Below are 16,819 nucleotides of genomic sequence, written 5' to 3'. Positions count from 1 at the left end.
TTTGTTTGTGCAAAACACTTTAGGGCAATTTTTCAAGCTCTGCGGTAAGAATTTAGTTGATTAGTTGCTAATTGATGCGCTATATTTTACAAAAATTTAGGTATTTTATGAGTGATGATATAACATCGGTAAATGATCAAAATTTCAAATCTGAAGTCACTGACTATAAAGGGTTCGTGCTGGTAGATTTTTGGGCAGAATGGTGTGGGCCATGCAAAAGTCTAATGCCACGTATAGAACAATTGGCTAAGGATAGAAAAGGCAAGATCAAGATCTGCAAATTCGATATAGATGGAGAAACTGAAGTGCCAAGTAAGTATGGGGTTCAATCTATACCTACTTTGATTATATTTCAAGATGGTAAGGAAATTGCACGCAAAATTGGTGCAACAAATGATTTGCTAAGTTGGGTTGATAGTGAAATAAGCTAATAGACAAATTTGCTTTTGTGTGTATTATAAATATTGATAAAAGGGATTGTAGCTCAGTCGGTTAGAGCAGTTCGCTCATAACGAATTGGTCGTAGGTTCGAGTCCTACCAATCCCACCATTGTTAGCATGATCGTAACAATGAGAAAACTATAGTATATGAATTATATGTTGATATAATAGAGGAAATAATGGAATTTACTAAATCTTTGAATAATAAGTTAGATGGGTTGCACTTACTAAATCATCCATTCTACCAATCATGGAATACAGGAAGCTTAAGCTTGCAAGCTTTACAAACCTATGCTAAAGAATATTATCACCATGTTGCTGCGTTTCCTCGTTATATCAGTGGTATACATTTTTTGTGCCCAGATCTAAAAATGCGACAGGTTTTGCTTGGTAATTTGATAGAAGAAGAACAAGGTGATGAAAATCATCCAGAGTTATGGAAGCGTTTTGCTGAAGGACTTGGAGTAACACGGTCTGATCTTCTTGAAGATGCACAAGTTAAGGAGACACAAGAATTAGTTGACGGTTACTTTGATATTGTACGATCAGATTTTGCTTCCGGTTTGGGTGCACTTTATGCTTATGAACGTCAAACTCCAGAGGTTTCTAAGTCTAAAATTGAAGGTTTAAAAAAACACTATTCAATAAGTGATGAGCGTTCTCTTCAATTTTTTACGGTTCATATGCATGCTGATGAATGGCATTCTGAGGAGTGTGCAAATCTTATTGAAGATCTAGATGAAAAAGAGCAAGATAAAGTTATGCAGGGTGCTCAAAAGGGAGCAAAGCTCTTGTGGGGTTTTCTTGATGGGATGATGAATGCTAGCGTGTGTTAGTAGTTGTAAGTAGCTTAAACTCAGTGATGTTGGAATGCAATGTCTGCATGTAATCTTCTTATATCTGACCTGCGGCTTTGGGTTCATTTAGGATGTAGTGTAGAAGAGAAGTTTCATTCTCAATTAGTTAGTGTTAATATTGATTTTACCTTTAAATCCCCCCCTTTAGGACTTACAACTGACCGGCTTGAGGATACTATATGCTACTTGGAGGTAGTTCAGAGTATTCAATCTCTCGTTCAAAGCAAGCAATTCAACTTAATCGAGCATTTAACTCATGATATATACAGGACCATTAATAACCTTGTGATGCAAAAAAAGCATATTATTTCTTCTATAGGCGTAACTATTCACAAAGTTGCATCACCTGTTCCCAGTGTGCATGGAGGTGTTTTCTTTACTTATCATAATGCGTTGCAAGAATGATTTACATTTCTGTTGGCTCAAATATAGGAAATCGCTTTTCCCATTTACAAAAGGCTGCTCAGTTACTGCAGGAGCGCTATTTTAAAAATTTAAAATCTTCAATTATTCTGGAGACTAAGGCTATTTTACCAAATGATGCTCCACCTGAATGGGACAAGCCATTTCTAAATATGGTTGTGTATGGAAGTTGTTCTTCTTCTCCCGAAGAGCTGTTAAAGGGCCTTAAACAAATTGAATGTGACATTGGCCGCCTGCAGGTCTATGAAAAATGGGCACCTCGCATTATTGATTTGGATATTTTGTTATGGGATGACCTGACACTTGATACACCCTACCTTAAGATTCCTCACCCAGAATTGATAAACAGACCATTTTTGCTTCACTTGGTAGCAATGCTGAGCCCTATGGATAATACTCCAATAATCAACAAAACGTTCGGTACTGTTGCTTATGATATCCCTAATATTCAAGATTGTTTTTTAAAGAGTTTTACGCTTTCGCCAGAGCTTGTGGGTATTGTCAATATTACTCCTGATTCATTTTCAGATGGTGGTCTTTATTATGATGCAGATCAAGCAACCAAGCAGGCACTGCGGCTGTTATCAGATGGTGCAAGCATAGTTGAACTTGGTGCTCAATCAACAAGACCTGGCTCCTCAATACAAACTCCAAAAGCAGAATATGCACGCTTAAAACCAGTACTTGATGACCTTAATCAATATATGAAAGTTGGTGACATTAAAGTCAGCATTGATAGTTTCTGGCCAGATGTTATTTTGAATGTTTTGGAGCACTACAACATTGCCTGGGTAAACGATCAGAAGGGAGATCTAGATGATAATACCTTAAAAGCGATTGCTAGCAGTGGATGTAGTATCGTTATTATGCATTCACTCTCCATACCACCACATAGTGACAACATTATCCCAAGTGACATTGATCCAATTGATACCATAAATAATTGGGCAGAAAGGAACATTAATAGATTACTAGCTCTAGGTTTTGATCAAAGCTCGATCATTATTGATCCTGGTACTGGTTTTGGCAAATCTCTATATCAGAATATCTGGATTTTACGCAATATAGAAGCATTGCAAAGTTTTGGCTGCAAAGTTCTGGTTGGTCATTCTAGAAAGTCATTTATTTCTTCTTTTTCTACAGAACCTGTCTTTAACCGAGATTTAGAAACAATTGCTTTATCATCTGCATTGCACAACAAGGTTAATTTCCTTCGAGTGCATAATGTGCGTGATCACATGCGATTCTTTGTAGCTCAAGCTGCTTTACAGGGATGCTAGTTATCGGAATTATGGCTGTTGATCCCAAGGGGGTAATTGGAATAAATAATGGATTGCCCTGGCATTATCCAAGTGAGTTAGATCATTTTCGTCAGGTGACTGACAAACAAGTTATTGTTATGGGAAGAAAAACATTTGAAACTATGCCTCAAAACATATTGAAGGATCGTATCCCTGTTGTTTTTTCTCGTAACAAATTAAATTCTTGTTTTAACAGAGGAGTAAAATGCACTATTATTTCTTCTATGCAAGAGTTTTTGTCAATCCAAAGTAGTTCTAAAGTCTTCATGATTGGTGGAGCACAAATAGCGCACCTTTTTTTGGAGTATGATCTAATTTCAGAGTTTATCATAACAGAAATTCACAGACTTTATAAAGGTGATGTATATTTCAACTTAACACTTCTTGATGGATGGTATAAAACCGCTCTTGCTCAAACAAAAGATTATACTATATGCAAGCTGACACGTTAATATGCATGTTGAAGCAATTTATACCCACCGCATTGAATGTGGAGAAGTATTAGAGCAGGTTCTTGATCGCTATGTTTCAGAGTTGCTAAGAGAGGAAGTTGTTCTTGCTATCACATCAAAAATCATTTCTATTTGTCAAAAACAAGTGGTTTGCAAAACTGCTTGTTCTAAAGAAGAGCTAATCAAAAGAGAAGCTGATGCAATTGTTGATGTAGACCATAATTCTTACGGCATCTATTTAACAATCAAAGACAATATCTTAATTCCATCTGCTGGTATTGATGAATCAAATGGTAATGAAATGTATATTTTATACCCAAAGGATGTTCAGAAAACAGCTCTATCAATATGGAACTATCTCAAGACAAAACACTGCATAAAACATCTTGGTATTTTGATTACAGATAGTAACATAACACCTATGCGCCTTGGGGTTACGGGCGTTGCTCTTGGTTGGTGTGGATTTGAACCACTTTATTCCTATATAGGCAAGCCAGATCTTTATAATCAACCACTGCAAGTAACACAAGTCAATCTTCTTGATGCACTGGCAACATCTGCTGTTTTAGTTATGGGAGAAGGGGCAGAGCAAACACCGATGGCAATAATTAGTGGTGCACCAAAGGTTCACTTTCTTACTCATCCGCCAACTACAGAAGAAGAAAAAAGTGTGAAGATATCTATGGAAGAGGACCTTTACTCTCCTCTCCTCATGCGAGCCCGCTGGTTAAAGAGTTAAAGAGGAACTTAAAAATTTGCTATTAGACTTCTTAGAGGTTGTCCACAAACCAAGGAATACGTAGTATATAAAGAAAGAATATTGAGGTAAGAGATGAGGAAAAAATATCCAACAGATTTAAGTAAAAGGGAATGGGCAAGAATAGAAAAACACTTCAGAGTATCGTACAAGAAAGGAGGAAGGCCACCAAAATACAGTAAGTGTGAGATAGTAAATGCAATTCTTTATATACTGCGCACAGGATGTCAATGGCGCTATTTACCACACGATTTTCCGCCGTGGAAGGCTGTGCATGAACAGTTTAGAAGATGGAAAAAGCAGGGAATTTTTGAGAAAATGAACTATGATATCACTAAATATAGTAGGTCAAAAATGGGAAGCCGAGCGCATGCATAGTGGACAGTCAATCGGTAAAAACCACGGAAAAAGGGGGGTCAAAGGTTATGATGGTGCGAAAAAGGTAAAGGGGAGAAAAAGACATATAATCACAGATACTCAAGGATTTGTGCTTGGTTGCTATGTAGGAGCTGCAAGCGAAAATGACAGAGATGGGGTGAAGATGGCATTGGACAATATGAAGGAAAAATACAGCAATATTAAGAAAATGTGGGCTGATATGGGATACCAAGGAAAAGATTTAAAGGATTACGTAAAGAGAGAATATGGGATAGATATTGAAATTGTCAAAAGGCCTCCATGTAGGTTTTGGGTGCATAAAGATACACCACTAGAACTATTGCCACAACGGGACCTGGATTTTCAGTACAGCCGAGAAGGTGGGTGGTAGAGAGGACTTTTGCTTGGATCAATAGAAATAGAAGGCTATCAAAGGAGTACGATTTACTTACAACATCTACTGAAAGTTTCATATATCTGGCTATGAGTAAAGTTATGTTAAGTAGGGAATATGCTTGATTTACTGGTTTGTGGACAACCTCTGATATGCTGCCAACACTTATGTTCAAATTAAAAATGTCATTTATGATACTAGCCACTTCACGCTTTGAGTTTTTGTAAAATCCGCTGAGTGCTGCAATTATAGACTTAACCCTTGGACCAAATGTATCTGGCGTAACACCTTCTGGTAACTTGCTACTTTTTCTTTTTCTGCATCTCCAACAACGACCATGTTCCAATTACTACATAAGGCCTAATTTCCGGAAGATCAACTTTTTGGTGAACATAAGGTTTTTCGCATATTACAAGCTCTCCTCCGCATTCGCAAATATTAGACAACTCTATTTTTACTACTTTATCCGCTTCCATTGTGGCATGAAAATTTCCTTTATGCCCAACCTGATCGCCAACATTCCTTTCGCTTTTTGGCTTGTCCTTTTTTATTTTGTATAGCTCTTTTGAGCTGGGCAGGGATGAGTTTTTTGAATTTAAACCGAGCCTTTCCTTTAATTCAGCGTTCTCTATCTTTAAAGCTTTATTTTCTGCTTTTAAGTTTTCTATCTCTGCTTTCAGTTTTTCTATTTTTTGCTGTAAATTTTTGCAAAGTTCTCAAAGGTTTACCACATTACCTCACTTTTGCTCTATGATTATCTTTATTATCTTGCTTTGTCTACCTTATTCTACCACTCCGCTGAACGGATACAATTTACTAAACAGAAAAAAAGGCAAAAGAAACCCTAGGGTAGCTAGTTATTCACTATCCATTTTTTAAGTTGGCGTTTTTTAATGTTTTAAATAGCGCATTTCAGCTTATATTAGGTAAAAACCTAGAAATTTTATAAAGACATAAGGTGCACATAGTGCAAAAAATTAAGCATGATTTACGCCAAATACATTAAGTTTTTTGTCATTAATCCACTGCAGAGATTGCGAAGATAAATAAATAGCTTCAGTGTTATAATAAGGGGGCTGGCGAAGCTTGTCAAGGAAGTTTTTATGATTTATCTAACGAACTTTACACTTGCTAAAGTTGTACCATCTTGGTAACTTTAACTGAAAGAAGTTATTTTTTATCCAATATGAAAAAAGCCTTTATATTCACATCCTTAATAGCAATTATATTGATAGTTATTACTTATTTATACAGAAACGACGGAACTAATGACTCACAAGTGGTAAATGTTTATTCATCGCGCAAAGAAGAATTAGTACGTACTTTGTTTGATGAATTCACGAAAAATACAGGTATTAAAGTACGTTACATCATTGATGATTATTCTCAGCTACTTTCACGAATGGAAAACGGTGGTGAAGCTGACTTATTTTTGACTGCTGATGCAATCAACTTAATTCTAGCAAAAAAAAGAGGACTTTTATCTCAAGTAGATTCAGAGGTTTTAAAAAGTGTTATACCTGCAAGATTTAGAGACAGTGAAGATTATTGGTTTGGTCTTACAAAAAGAGCTAGGATATTGGTTTACAATAAAGAGTCAGTAGACCCTAAGGACTTAAGTACTTATGAAGATTTAGCAAATGAAAAATGGAAAGGAAAAATATTAGTGCGTTCTTCTACAAGTCCATATAACAGATCGTTAATTGCTTTTATGATTGCAAATAATGGTTTTGAAAAGACGAAAGAATGGGTAAGCGGAATTGTGAGCAATATGGCAAGAAAACCAAGTGGTGGTGATACTGATCAAATTTACGCCGTAGCAGCGGGTGAGGGAGATGTTGCAATAGTAAACAGCTACTACTTTGCGAGAATTCTTTCATCAGAAAATAAAAAGAATGTTGCAGACAAGCTAGGGGCTTTTTTTCCTAATCGCAACGATCACGGTGTAATGGTAAACATCAGTGGTGCAGCAGTAACAAAAAACGCAAAAAACAGGGAAAATGCTATAGTCTTATTGGAATTTTTAGTAAGCAAGCAGGCTCAAGAGTTATACGCTAAAAAAAACCAAGAATATCCTATTATTGAAGGCGTTGAAACTTCCGATATACTAAAATCTTGGGGAAATTATTCACAAAGTGATTTGCCTCTAAGTGAACTTGAGAAGCATCTTTTTGAGGCTGTTATGATAGCGGATGAGTGTAAGTGGAAGTAATCCCCAGCGCCACTAAACATTGGGATGAAAGATTTATGCTAATATACCTTACTCTTGACTCGCTGAACTTTTTCTTCCTTCTAACTTAATTTTGACTTTACTATCTTTTTCCGTTCTTTCACCAAAACAATTGCTGCACAAGAAGTCTATTGAAAAAAGGTAATAAGAAAGTAGAATAGGTTCAAGTAGTTGAAAAGGAAACTATGAACAAGAGAAGGAATTTGTTAAACATCTCAGACCTTACAGTCGATGATGTAGAAAACATAACTAAGTTGGCCAACCAGTACCTTAAAAAAGAAGTTGCAAATAGTCATATCTTGGAAAATAAGACAGTAATAAATTTATTCTTTGAAGATTCAACGCGTACACTTGCGTCTTTTGAAATAGCAGCAAAAAGCCTTGGAGCAAATGTTGTAACTTTGCCAATAAGATCTTCTTCTATTAACAAGGGAGAAGATCTAAAAGACATGATCAAAACATTAAATGCAATGAATCCTGATTACATAATAATCAGGCATAAAAGTAGTGGTATCATTAATACACTGGCAAAGTATGTTAACTGCTCGCTAATCAATGCAGGCGATGGAAGTAGTGAACATCCAACTCAAGCTCTTGCAGACTATCTTGTAATCAGCAATCACAAAAAGCAAATAAAGGACCTCAAAGTTGTGATATGTGGAGATATTCTGCACAGTAGAGTTGCAAGATCAAATATAAGATTGCTAAAAATGTTTGGAGCAGAGATAAACTTGGTCGCACCACCAACTTTGATTTGTAAGCATTTTCCTGAAGTAGATTCAGTCCATTATTCATTAATTGAAGGTATAAAGGATGCTGACGTAATTATGCTTTTGAGATTGCAGAAAGAGCGCATGAATAATAGTTCTTCAGAGAAAGAATATTTTTATTTGTATGGACTTGATTCACAAAAGCTATCATACGCAAAACCAGATGCGATTGTTATGCACCCAGGGCCAATAAACAGAGGGATTGAGATTAGCAGCGATGTAGCAGATTGTGTTATTTTACAGCAAGTAGAATTTGGATTGGCAATACGTAAGGCAGTGTTGCACTATTATAGGCCTTGCTAATATTAAAAGATGCTACACAACTAATGCAAAAAGGGGGGGCATGAAATGACAAGGCTTGTAAATGGTTTGAGAATGGCCATTAAGATGTTAAGGCCGAGGATATGGTGTGGAAGTTTTTACGAAAGCCTGAAGTCAATCAACAACCTTGCAGAACGGCAAATTAGATGGCTATCGTAAAAACAGCTTTTTCACCTGGTCGGAACATGGAGAAAGATTTGTGGAAAGAATGTTGTCGATATTTTTGACATCACGTCTCAATGGCCAAAATCCCTTCCAAAAGTTACGACTGCTTAGTTCTTTATTCATTCTCACAATCCGTGAACGGTTACAACCTGGATTCCAGTGGGCTTTGTTGCATCGCTAGCTATGATGGATTAAAGATAAAAAAGATAGGGAATATCAGTAGCTTATTATTCTGGTATTTATAACAAGAAAGCAACAAGGACAACATTGCAAATTTAGAGTTCAAAAGGGTAATTCCTCGAGAACTACTGCGTCAGAAAGCTGGCGCTGAATTTGTATATAATGTTGATCTTGGAGGTTTTTATGAATAATAGTGAGAGAAAAGAGAAATTAGAAACTCGTATTCTATCAAGTAGAGGTAGGTCTTTACTTGACCATGAGCTACTGGAACGTAATCTATCCGCGTGTACAGAAGGAAGAGAAGTCGCCAAAAGGCTAATGGAGCTTTTTAGTAGTTTAGGAAGGGTAATTAATGCTGATTTTCATGAGCTAAAAAATGTTACAGGAATGAACGATGGAGCAATAGCAAGTATCTTTTGTCTGAAAGAGATTTTCGATAGGATATTGAAAGGTAAGTTAAAAAAGCTGTCGATTCTTGATAATAGCGCCGGACAGATAAAACCTGTCAAACCAAAAAGAAACTTCCTAGCTGAGTGTGTGGCAAATTTTATATATAATTTTGTAGAGAAGAGCTTTTTGCAGTTATAGCCGAACTGTGCAATGGTGCCTTAAGTGCCCGTAGAATAGCGTGGCTTTGGAGGAACGGTCAAACCACTGATGGAGCCTTTTGGGCTACCTCGATTAGAAGAATGTATAACTCAACCGTCCCAAGCTTAAGCACTTCTCAACTATGGATTATTATATAATGGAGATTAAAAATGGCAAAGGTCAAAAGTAAATTAGAGATAACGAATCCTAATGCAGCAGGAATCGATGTTGGCTCGGCTGTACATTATGTATGTGTACCCGAAGGAAGCGATGAACAACGTATACAAAAATTTAGCTGCTTTACGGAAGATCTCTACAACATAGCAAAATGGTTGAAAAAATGTAAAGTTAATACAGTAGCCATGGAGTCAACAGGAGTGTACTGGATTCCTTTGTTTCAAGTACTTGAATCACACGGATTTGAAGTAAAACTGGTAAACGCAAAACATGTTAAAAATGTACCTGGGAGAAAATCAGATGTGCAAGATTGTCAATGGATTCAACAACTACACAGTTACGGGTTACTCCAAGGGTCATTTAGGCCAGATGATCAAATGTGTGTATTGCGTAGTTATGTTCGGCAACGTAAAAATTTAATTGAAAATGCTTCTACACATACTTTGCGTATGCAAAAAGCGCTAACACAAATGAATATTCAACTACATAGAGTTATAAGCGATACAACTGGTGTAACTGGAATGCAAATTATTAAAGCAATAATAGATGGTGAGAGTAATCCTGAAAAATTGGCTGAACTAAGAGATGGACGAATAAAAAGTGATAAATCTGTTATTGCAAAAGCATTAGCAGGAAACTATAGAAAAGAACACCTATTTACATTAAAGCAAGAATTTGAGCTATATAATATTTATCAGGAAAAAGTAGCAGAATGTGACAGGAGCATTGAAGAATATTATAAAACATTTGAGACAAAGTCTGATGAGAGTAAAAAGTTAGGTGAAGAGAAAAATAAGCATAGAAAAAGTAAACCAAACTTTGCTTTGCATGAAGAATTATATCGAGTAACTGGTATAGATTTTACCAAAATTCCTGGATTGGATATACTAACTGTACAAACTATCATTTCGGAAGTTGGTGTTAACTATAATAAATGGCGATCAGAGAAGCATTTTACTTCGTGGTTGGGGCTAAGCCCTGCTAATAAAATTACAGGGGAAAAAGTGTTTAGCACAAGAACACGTAAAGTCATTAATCGTGCCGCGAATGCATTTCGAATGGCTGCTCACTGTGTATCAAGAAGCAATAGCGGAATAGGTGCATATTGTAGAAGGTTAAAAAAAAGACTAGGTGCACCAAAAGCGATTACTGCTACGGCAAGGAAATTAGCATGTATCTTTTATAGTATGTTGAAGTATGGACAAGAATATGTAGAAAGAGGTATGGACTATTATGAAACACGTTACAAAGAGAGGGTTGTAAAAAATTTAATCAAAAAGGCACAGGAATTCGGTTATATCTTAGTTCAACAGGAATAACTAATGGGAAGTTTCTTAGAAGTAGAAGACGTGCTAGATCTGCAGATGAGAGTTGTTTAACATGGGAAGAAATAGACAAATTTAATGAAGGAGGGACTGAAAATAGAGATCTTGATAACATTATAATAGATAGTGAAAAGTTTCTTTCTAGTATCTCAAATGAACTTGAAACAAATGAGGAAAAGTTTTCTAATTTCATTGCTTTAGCAAGTGAAAGTGAAGTTATAGGTGACCATAAAAATAAGGTCAATATGCTCACTGATAATCACAGGTATCTTGGTCATTTAGAGAGAGTAGGAAAAGTCTCTGGTATGGTTATGCATGGAATGATTGCAAAAAATGTAGTGGGCGATCTATTGCGTGGTGATTATGAAGATGTTGCAATAAATTTAGGTTTTCTTTTTGGTAGTCAAGGATTAGCAAAAGTTGCAGAAGTAGCATCTATGAAAGGTGCAGGTTATATGTTAGAAGGCAGAGCACTGCTTGGTAAGTCACTAAGGTTTGCCTCCCCATTTCTTTCAAGGGGAATTAGTGCTTTTATTGCATATGATTTGTATAATCAAGTAAAAGAATATGAAAAAGGTAATAAAGATGCTTTGGTTCCTATTATAGGGGATAGTTTACAGCTTGGGGTAGACTCTATTGAACTTGGAATAGAGATTGGAGAAGGATTAGGGTTAGAATTATTGGAGGGAGTTTCTGCTGTCACTGGTCCTATAGGGATGGCAATAGGAGCTGTAGTATTTGTAGGCACTGATGTTTACATGGCAGTAAGAACAGTTGAGAAAATTGATGAGCAAATTCATCTAACAGGATGGGAGAAGGTTACTGAAGGAACGCGTGCTCTTTTGGGTCTGCTATCTTCAGGCGATATCGAAGATTCGCTCGAAGAGAAAAAAGCAAATAATCAAGCAGTCAAGAACGCAATAAGCTTTTTGAAAGGTAATCCGTACATTCAAAGATATGTTTTTCCTAATATAAAGGTAAATATTGGAGAGTTGTGTTTTCCTTTTGAGCCAGGGCCATATTCACCTGACTATTGCATGCCTAATCGAGGAGACAGAAATATCAGTAGGATATTGGATAATGTAGTGTTACTAGATCAAAAGAGAAATGATATAAAATGGAGTAGAACAAGGCCAGATAATCTAGAAGGAATTGATTTATTTTGCCTGCCTAAAGGAGACTGGGAATCTGTTCCAAAGAGTGGAACTTATTACTGCGATGGTGCGATTGGTGTAGAATATGAAAATAATAGGGCTGGAAATTATACTTTGATAAGCCTTGGTGATGGTAAAGATAGAATAAAGGGCTTTCAAGATAGTAGTAATATTTTTGTTTTAGGTGATGGGCATAAAGAAATAACCGGGGGAGATAAAGATGATAACTTTATTTTTGGAGGAAAGAGTGTTAGTGCAGCTGTAGATAGAGAAATTAAAGGTTCTATAGATGGGCGTGGAGGAATTGATACAATTGATGTTGGTGGACTCATTCCACATGATGAGGAAAGTAAGGTAGTAGGTAGGTACCAAGTATCTGCTGATTTTCGTCAAGGAATTTTAAAAGATACATCTAAAGTTGCTCTTAATATAAGTAATGTAAATCAATTCTTAGGTAGAAAAGGTAGAGTAGATCGAGTAGTATCTGCTTGTGGTACTAAGTATATGGATAGTAAAGGAGGAGAAAATAAAAATTATTTAGACAGCATTACAATTCCAAAAGATGATGCTTGTTTTTATGATACTCAAATTATAGTTAATCCTTACACTAAGGTTACTAATAGTGCTATTAATGGTAACTTTACTTATTTTATAAGGGGAGATAAGGGAAAGGAAGCATATATTGATTTAGGTCCAAATTCACAAAGTAACAATATGTTTGCTTTTAACTATACACTAAAAGATATTGCTGCTATCGACAAATCTGAGAAAAATATAACTTTTAGCTTTGTAGAAGAATTCTATAAAAGAGAAAAGAAATTAGATGTGAATAGTAGTTTTAATTTAACTGTTAGTGGTGCTAATGAGAACATAACTACGTATCATCTAGTTGATAACACCAAAGTTGTAATGGGTCAAAATAATGTATATGCAATGCAGAACACTGAAAAGCCAATTGATAGTCTTGTAAAAGATTACTCTTCTATAGCAGGCAAATCACGAATGTATGTTATTGTACGTTTGAATGATGAAGCTCTTACAGTTGGACACAGTCATCATGATATATTGATGAATGATCCTAAGGCAAGAGCAAGTCACTTAGTTGGTAGCGGTGGTGAGAATGTATTTGTTATTACCTCAGGTCATGAAAAACTAACTCTTGAAAAGCTTCCAATTTCTGATGTGATAATTTATGATTTTGATCAAGAGAATAAAATAGATACTTTAAGTCTACGTGAAATAAAGGAACAGTTAAAAAAGGATATTGGTCGAGAAATCAACACAGAGGTTAATAAAATTGATAGTGATTTACTGATTAATTTATCTCTTGATGATGCATCTAAAAAAGAAGTAGTTAAGATAAGATTAAAAGGTGCATTAGAGAATAATTGGTACAAGAGAGTAAATATAGTAATTGATAATGTATTCGTAATTGAAGAGATTCTAGACGATTTTGAATTAACTCCACAGCCTTTAGTTTTTGATAATAATAGTCAAACCATTTATGTCATAAATCCAAAAGATGTGGTGAAAGGAGACAAGATAAGAGTAAAGAAAGAGATAGGAGATTATACTTTTGCTCGTGATAATGATGCTTTAGTTATAACTAATTCTTTGAGTTCTAATGTCGATAAAAACAACCTTTCTACTATCATATTGAATGATTTCTATTACGAGAATAATCAAGATAAGATGGAGACTCTAAAGATAGAGTTTAATGATAAGAAGATATTGTTAAGGAAGGAAATAGAAAGGATAGATAGTGCTGGAAACTTTAGTGAATTAAAGAAGAAAGTTAGGATTGATAGTTATAAAGCTGTAATGCGTACGATAAAGGAACAAAAACTGTTTGAAGCAATAGAGAGAAACAATATTGGTGAGGTCAAGGAGCTTATTAATCATGGTGTTAGTATTGATGCTAGAAACAATGAAGAGCAAACACCTTTGCACTATGCTGCTAAGGGTAGTGCTGAGAATAGTAATTTAGAGGTAGTAAGATATCTTGTAGAAGAAAAAAGTGCTGATATTAATGCAAAGGATAATTTTGGAAGGACGCCTTTACACTGTGCTGCTGAGGGTTGCAATCTAGAAGTAGTAAAATACCTTATAGAAGAGAAACACGTTGATGTTAATGTAAAGAGTAATGGTGGGCAGGTACTTCTGCACTCTGCTGCTGAAGCTGGTAGGCTAAGGATAGTGAAATACCTCATAGAAAAAGGGGCTAATTTAAATGTAAAGGATAATGTTGGGCAGACACCTCTACACTATGCTGCTATGAATGATGCGCTAAAGGTTGTAAAATACTTTATAGGAAAAGGTGCTAAGATTGACTTGGAAGTTAATAGTGAAACACCTTTAAAAATGCTGAAAAGAAGGGGTCATGGAGGTTTGGCAGATTCCATTATTAAAGAATTAACAGAAAGATTGTTTGATGCAGTAGAATATGATGATTTTGGTGAAGTTCAGAGTCTCATAAATCAAGGAGTTAGTGTTAATGTTAAAGATAGTGAAGAGCAAACACTTTTGCACTGTGCCGTTAGTAATGGTAAGCTAAAAGTAGTAAAATACCTCATAGAAAAGAAAGGCGTTGATTTTAATGTAAAAGAAGGTGATTTTGGGTGGACACTTTTGCACTTAGCTGCTTTTGGTGGTAACCTAGAGGTAGTAAAATACTTTATAGAAAGGAAACAAGTTGATTTTAATGTAGGGGATAGCTATAAGATTACACCTTTGCATTATGCTGTTGAGCATAGTAGGTTGGAAGTAGTAAAATACCTTATAGAAAAGAAAAAGGCTGATATTAATGTGAAGGATGGTTCTGGAAAGGTGCCTTTGCATTATGCTGCTGTTAGTAATGATATAGAGGTAGTAAAATACCTTCTAGGAAAGAAAAACGCTAATATTAATGCAACGGACAATGATGAGCAGACACCTTTGCACTTTGCTGCTAAGAGTGGTAATTTGGAGGTAGTAAGATATCTTATAGAAGAAAAAGAAGCTAATTTTAAATTGGTGGATAAATCTGGGCAGGCACCTTTGCACTTTGCTGCTGAGGGTGGTAGTTTAGAGGTAGTAAAATACCTTATAGAAGAAAAAAGTGCTAATGTTAATATAGGAGATAATTATGGGTATACACCTTTGCATTTAGCTGCTAGTAATGGCAAGCTAGAGATAGTAAAATACCTTATAGATAAAAAGGCTCACATAAATGCTAGGAATAACGATGGAAAAATACCTCTAGACTTAGCTACTCAAACAGGTGTAGTAGAATTCTTGAAACAAGTACAGTTGGATTTAGATAAGAAACTTTTGATTGCAGCAAAAGGTGATGCTTTAAGTAAAGTAGAAGACCTTGTCACTCAAGGTGCCAATATTAGAGCTCGAGACGAAAATGGTCAAATACCTCTCTGCATAGCTGTTCAACATAATAGGCTGGATATAATCAACTTTCTGTTAGGTAAAGGTACTAACATTGAAGCAAGTGACTTTCGTGATAATACAGTGCTTAAGCTAGCATATTGTATAAAAGGAGTTATGGAGAAGATGAATAGTGAAGGACAAACGTCTGACTTTGAAGGATTAAAAAGTAAATTGCCAGAATCAGTAAAGAATCTGGTGTTTTCGTCAGAAGTATGTATTAAAAATGTTGAACATAAAAGGTACTTGTATTCACCTAATAAGTCTGATAATTTTCAATTTGACAAAGAACGGCGGTATGTATTTACCTGGCCTTCAAATGATGGAGATAACGATGCTAAGTGGAAGGTTGAGCCTAATGGCGATAATGTGTATCTAAAGAATGTTGAACATAAAAGGTACTTGTATTCACCTAATAAGTCTGATAATTTTCAATTTGACAAAGAACGGCGGTATGTGTTTACCTGGCCTTCAAATGATGGAGATAACGATGCTAAGTGGAAGGTTGAGCCTAATGGCGATAATGTGTATCTAAAGAATGTTGAACATAAAAGGTACTTGTATTCACCTAATAATGGTTTCCAATTTGACAGTGAACGTTGGTATGTATTTACCTGGCCTTCAAATGAAGAGGGCAACGATGCTTTTAAGTGGAAGGTTGAGGATTGTGAAGTTGCACGAAGAAGTAGGCGTCACCATATAAGACATGAACATCATCATAGAGGACATCGTAATAATTCTATTCACTTTGAATCAATAGGTGCTCGTAATCGTCGTAGTGTCGCAAAAGTTGTTGAGGCTTCGTTACAAAATGACAAAATAGGCTATAACAAGGGAAAAGCTACAAGCGGAGGGATTAAGCCATCTTCATGGATAAATGATTTAGTTGGCTGGGTAAAAAACTCTATAGGTAAATTGAGTTCTAAGCCTGAGGAAACATCAAGTACTGCAAGTTCAATGTCACAAGTTGATATGCAAATAGATGCTGATGGTACAATAATGTTACTTGATGTGCTCATTAGAAAAGTTACAGGTCAAAAGTATACTTCTTCAGCAGATCAGGATGTATCATTAATCAAAGCACAGGGCTATGCATTAAATATCATAGAGAAATTTGAAAAGGTATTGAATGAAGCAGCTATTAAATCAGGTATATCAGCAATAAATTTAGATTTTAATCCTGTAAAATCACAATTAGCTATAGTTGGACAAATAAGGAATGGAAAATTTTCTGAAATATCAAAAACTCTATATTCATTTGCAAAAGAAGCATGTCCAGAACTTGAACAAACAGGTAAATTTCTCACTTGCTTAAAGAGCAATTTAGAAGGGGAGAAAGAAGCTGTACTGCTACAACAGAAAGTAGAGCAGACCTCAGATCAGGAAATTTCAAGAAAAGTGGTTGCAAAAGGGCTACCTAAAAAGCCTGATACTTTCTTAAACGGAACATCAGTAGTTAAAGGCATAGACAATATTTTGGGTCTCTGAA

At 35.6% G+C, this 16,819-nt stretch carries 11 protein-coding genes, 1 tRNA gene and 2 pseudogenes; 13 read left to right on the top strand and 1 reads right to left on the bottom strand.

Annotated elements, in window-relative coordinates; translation table 11 throughout:
- The first annotated feature begins 107 nt into the window (after positions 1 to 107).
- The 8 genes and pseudogenes from trxA to OOK97_RS06085 all read left to right on the top strand — a co-directional run bounded on the left by trxA (position 108) and on the right by OOK97_RS06085 (position 5,128).
- Positions 108 to 431 (top strand): thioredoxin, encoded by a 324-nt coding sequence (gene trxA / locus OOK97_RS06120; RefSeq protein ID WP_182320954.1) that lies wholly within the window; start codon positions 108 to 110, stop codon positions 429 to 431.
- A gap of 42 nt (positions 432 to 473) precedes the next feature.
- Positions 474 to 550: transfer RNA gene (locus OOK97_RS06115), tRNA-Ile, on the top strand.
- A gap of 70 nt (positions 551 to 620) precedes the next feature.
- Positions 621 to 1,277 (top strand): CADD family putative folate metabolism protein, encoded by a 657-nt coding sequence (locus OOK97_RS06110; protein WP_264705203.1) that lies wholly within the window; start codon positions 621 to 623, stop codon positions 1,275 to 1,277.
- Positions 1,278 to 1,316: 39 nt separating this feature from the next.
- Positions 1,317 to 1,703, top strand: coding sequence for a dihydroneopterin aldolase (locus OOK97_RS06105; RefSeq protein ID WP_264705201.1), 387 nt, complete (start codon positions 1,317 to 1,319; stop codon positions 1,701 to 1,703).
- Positions 1,700 to 3,001 (top strand): dihydropteroate synthase, encoded by a 1,302-nt coding sequence (gene folP, locus OOK97_RS06100; RefSeq protein WP_264705199.1) that lies wholly within the window; start codon positions 1,700 to 1,702, stop codon positions 2,999 to 3,001. Before OOK97_RS06105 ends, folP begins: the two co-directional genes overlap by 4 nt.
- The gene (locus OOK97_RS06095; RefSeq protein ID WP_006279286.1) at positions 2,995 to 3,474 is read left to right on the top strand and encodes a dihydrofolate reductase; all 480 of its coding nucleotides are present in this window, start codon (positions 2,995 to 2,997) and stop codon (positions 3,472 to 3,474) included. Before folP ends, OOK97_RS06095 begins: the two co-directional genes overlap by 7 nt.
- A 1-nt stretch (position 3,475) precedes the next feature.
- Positions 3,476 to 4,213, top strand: a complete 738-nt coding sequence (locus OOK97_RS06090; protein ID WP_077188310.1) for a putative folate metabolism gamma-glutamate ligase — start codon at positions 3,476 to 3,478, stop codon at positions 4,211 to 4,213.
- A 93-nt stretch (positions 4,214 to 4,306) separates the two neighbouring features.
- A pseudogene (locus OOK97_RS06085) lies at positions 4,307 to 5,128 on the top strand (IS5 family transposase).
- Between the two features lie 16 nt (positions 5,129 to 5,144).
- Here OOK97_RS06085 and OOK97_RS06080 read toward each other — a convergent pair.
- A pseudogene (locus OOK97_RS06080) lies at positions 5,145 to 5,692 on the bottom strand (DUF6444 domain-containing protein); the annotation flags it as partial.
- A 497-nt stretch (positions 5,693 to 6,189) separates the two neighbouring features.
- On the opposite strand from OOK97_RS06080, the gene OOK97_RS06075 reads away from it, so the two are divergent.
- From OOK97_RS06075 to OOK97_RS06055, 5 genes are all read left to right on the top strand, one after another.
- Entirely contained in the window at positions 6,190 to 7,215 is a 1,026-nt protein-coding gene (locus OOK97_RS06075; RefSeq protein WP_010082338.1) for a Fe(3+) ABC transporter substrate-binding protein, read from the top strand.
- A 203-nt stretch (positions 7,216 to 7,418) separates the two neighbouring features.
- Positions 7,419 to 8,306 (top strand): aspartate carbamoyltransferase catalytic subunit, encoded by an 888-nt coding sequence (locus OOK97_RS06070; protein ID WP_006280416.1) that lies wholly within the window; start codon positions 7,419 to 7,421, stop codon positions 8,304 to 8,306.
- A gap of 546 nt (positions 8,307 to 8,852) precedes the next feature.
- On the top strand, positions 8,853 to 9,257 hold the full coding sequence (locus tag OOK97_RS06065; RefSeq protein ID WP_264705198.1) for a JAB domain-containing protein: 405 nt from the start codon (positions 8,853 to 8,855) through the stop codon (positions 9,255 to 9,257).
- A gap of 170 nt (positions 9,258 to 9,427) precedes the next feature.
- Complete coding sequence (locus OOK97_RS06060) at positions 9,428 to 10,753, top strand: IS110 family RNA-guided transposase (protein ID WP_172758466.1); 1,326 nt, start codon at positions 9,428 to 9,430, stop codon at positions 10,751 to 10,753.
- Positions 10,754 to 11,004: 251 nt separating this feature from the next.
- A complete protein-coding gene (locus OOK97_RS06055) occupies positions 11,005 to 16,818 on the top strand; it encodes an ankyrin repeat domain-containing protein (RefSeq protein ID WP_264705197.1) in 5,814 nt (1,937 codons plus the stop codon).
- Position 16,819 lies beyond the last annotated feature (1 nt).

Source organism: Wolbachia endosymbiont (group A) of Gymnosoma rotundatum (assembly GCF_947250765.1).
Classification (GTDB): domain Bacteria; phylum Pseudomonadota; class Alphaproteobacteria; order Rickettsiales; family Anaplasmataceae; genus Wolbachia; species Wolbachia pipientis.
Note: the sequence above shows the minus strand (reverse complement) of the source record. Positions and strands in the feature narration are given on the sequence as shown.

Bases quoted from the DNA above. Each gene is read 5' to 3' on its own strand.
- trxA (WP_182320954.1), top strand. From the start codon at position 108: ATGAGTGATGATATAACATCGGTAAATGATCAAAATTTCAAATCTGAA.
- OOK97_RS06110 (WP_264705203.1), top strand. From the start codon at position 621: ATGGAATTTACTAAATCTTTGAATAATAAGTTAGATGGGTTGCACTTA.
- OOK97_RS06105 (WP_264705201.1), top strand. From the start codon at position 1,317: ATGTCTGCATGTAATCTTCTTATATCTGACCTGCGGCTTTGGGTTCAT.
- folP (WP_264705199.1), top strand. From the start codon at position 1,700: ATGATTTACATTTCTGTTGGCTCAAATATAGGAAATCGCTTTTCCCAT.
- OOK97_RS06095 (WP_006279286.1), top strand. From the start codon at position 2,995: ATGCTAGTTATCGGAATTATGGCTGTTGATCCCAAGGGGGTAATTGGA.
- OOK97_RS06090 (WP_077188310.1), top strand. From the start codon at position 3,476: ATGCATGTTGAAGCAATTTATACCCACCGCATTGAATGTGGAGAAGTA.
- OOK97_RS06075 (WP_010082338.1), top strand. From the start codon at position 6,190: ATGAAAAAAGCCTTTATATTCACATCCTTAATAGCAATTATATTGATA.
- OOK97_RS06070 (WP_006280416.1), top strand. From the start codon at position 7,419: ATGAACAAGAGAAGGAATTTGTTAAACATCTCAGACCTTACAGTCGAT.
- OOK97_RS06065 (WP_264705198.1), top strand. From the start codon at position 8,853: ATGAATAATAGTGAGAGAAAAGAGAAATTAGAAACTCGTATTCTATCA.
- OOK97_RS06060 (WP_172758466.1), top strand. From the start codon at position 9,428: ATGGCAAAGGTCAAAAGTAAATTAGAGATAACGAATCCTAATGCAGCA.
- OOK97_RS06055 (WP_264705197.1), top strand. From the start codon at position 11,005: ATGCTCACTGATAATCACAGGTATCTTGGTCATTTAGAGAGAGTAGGA.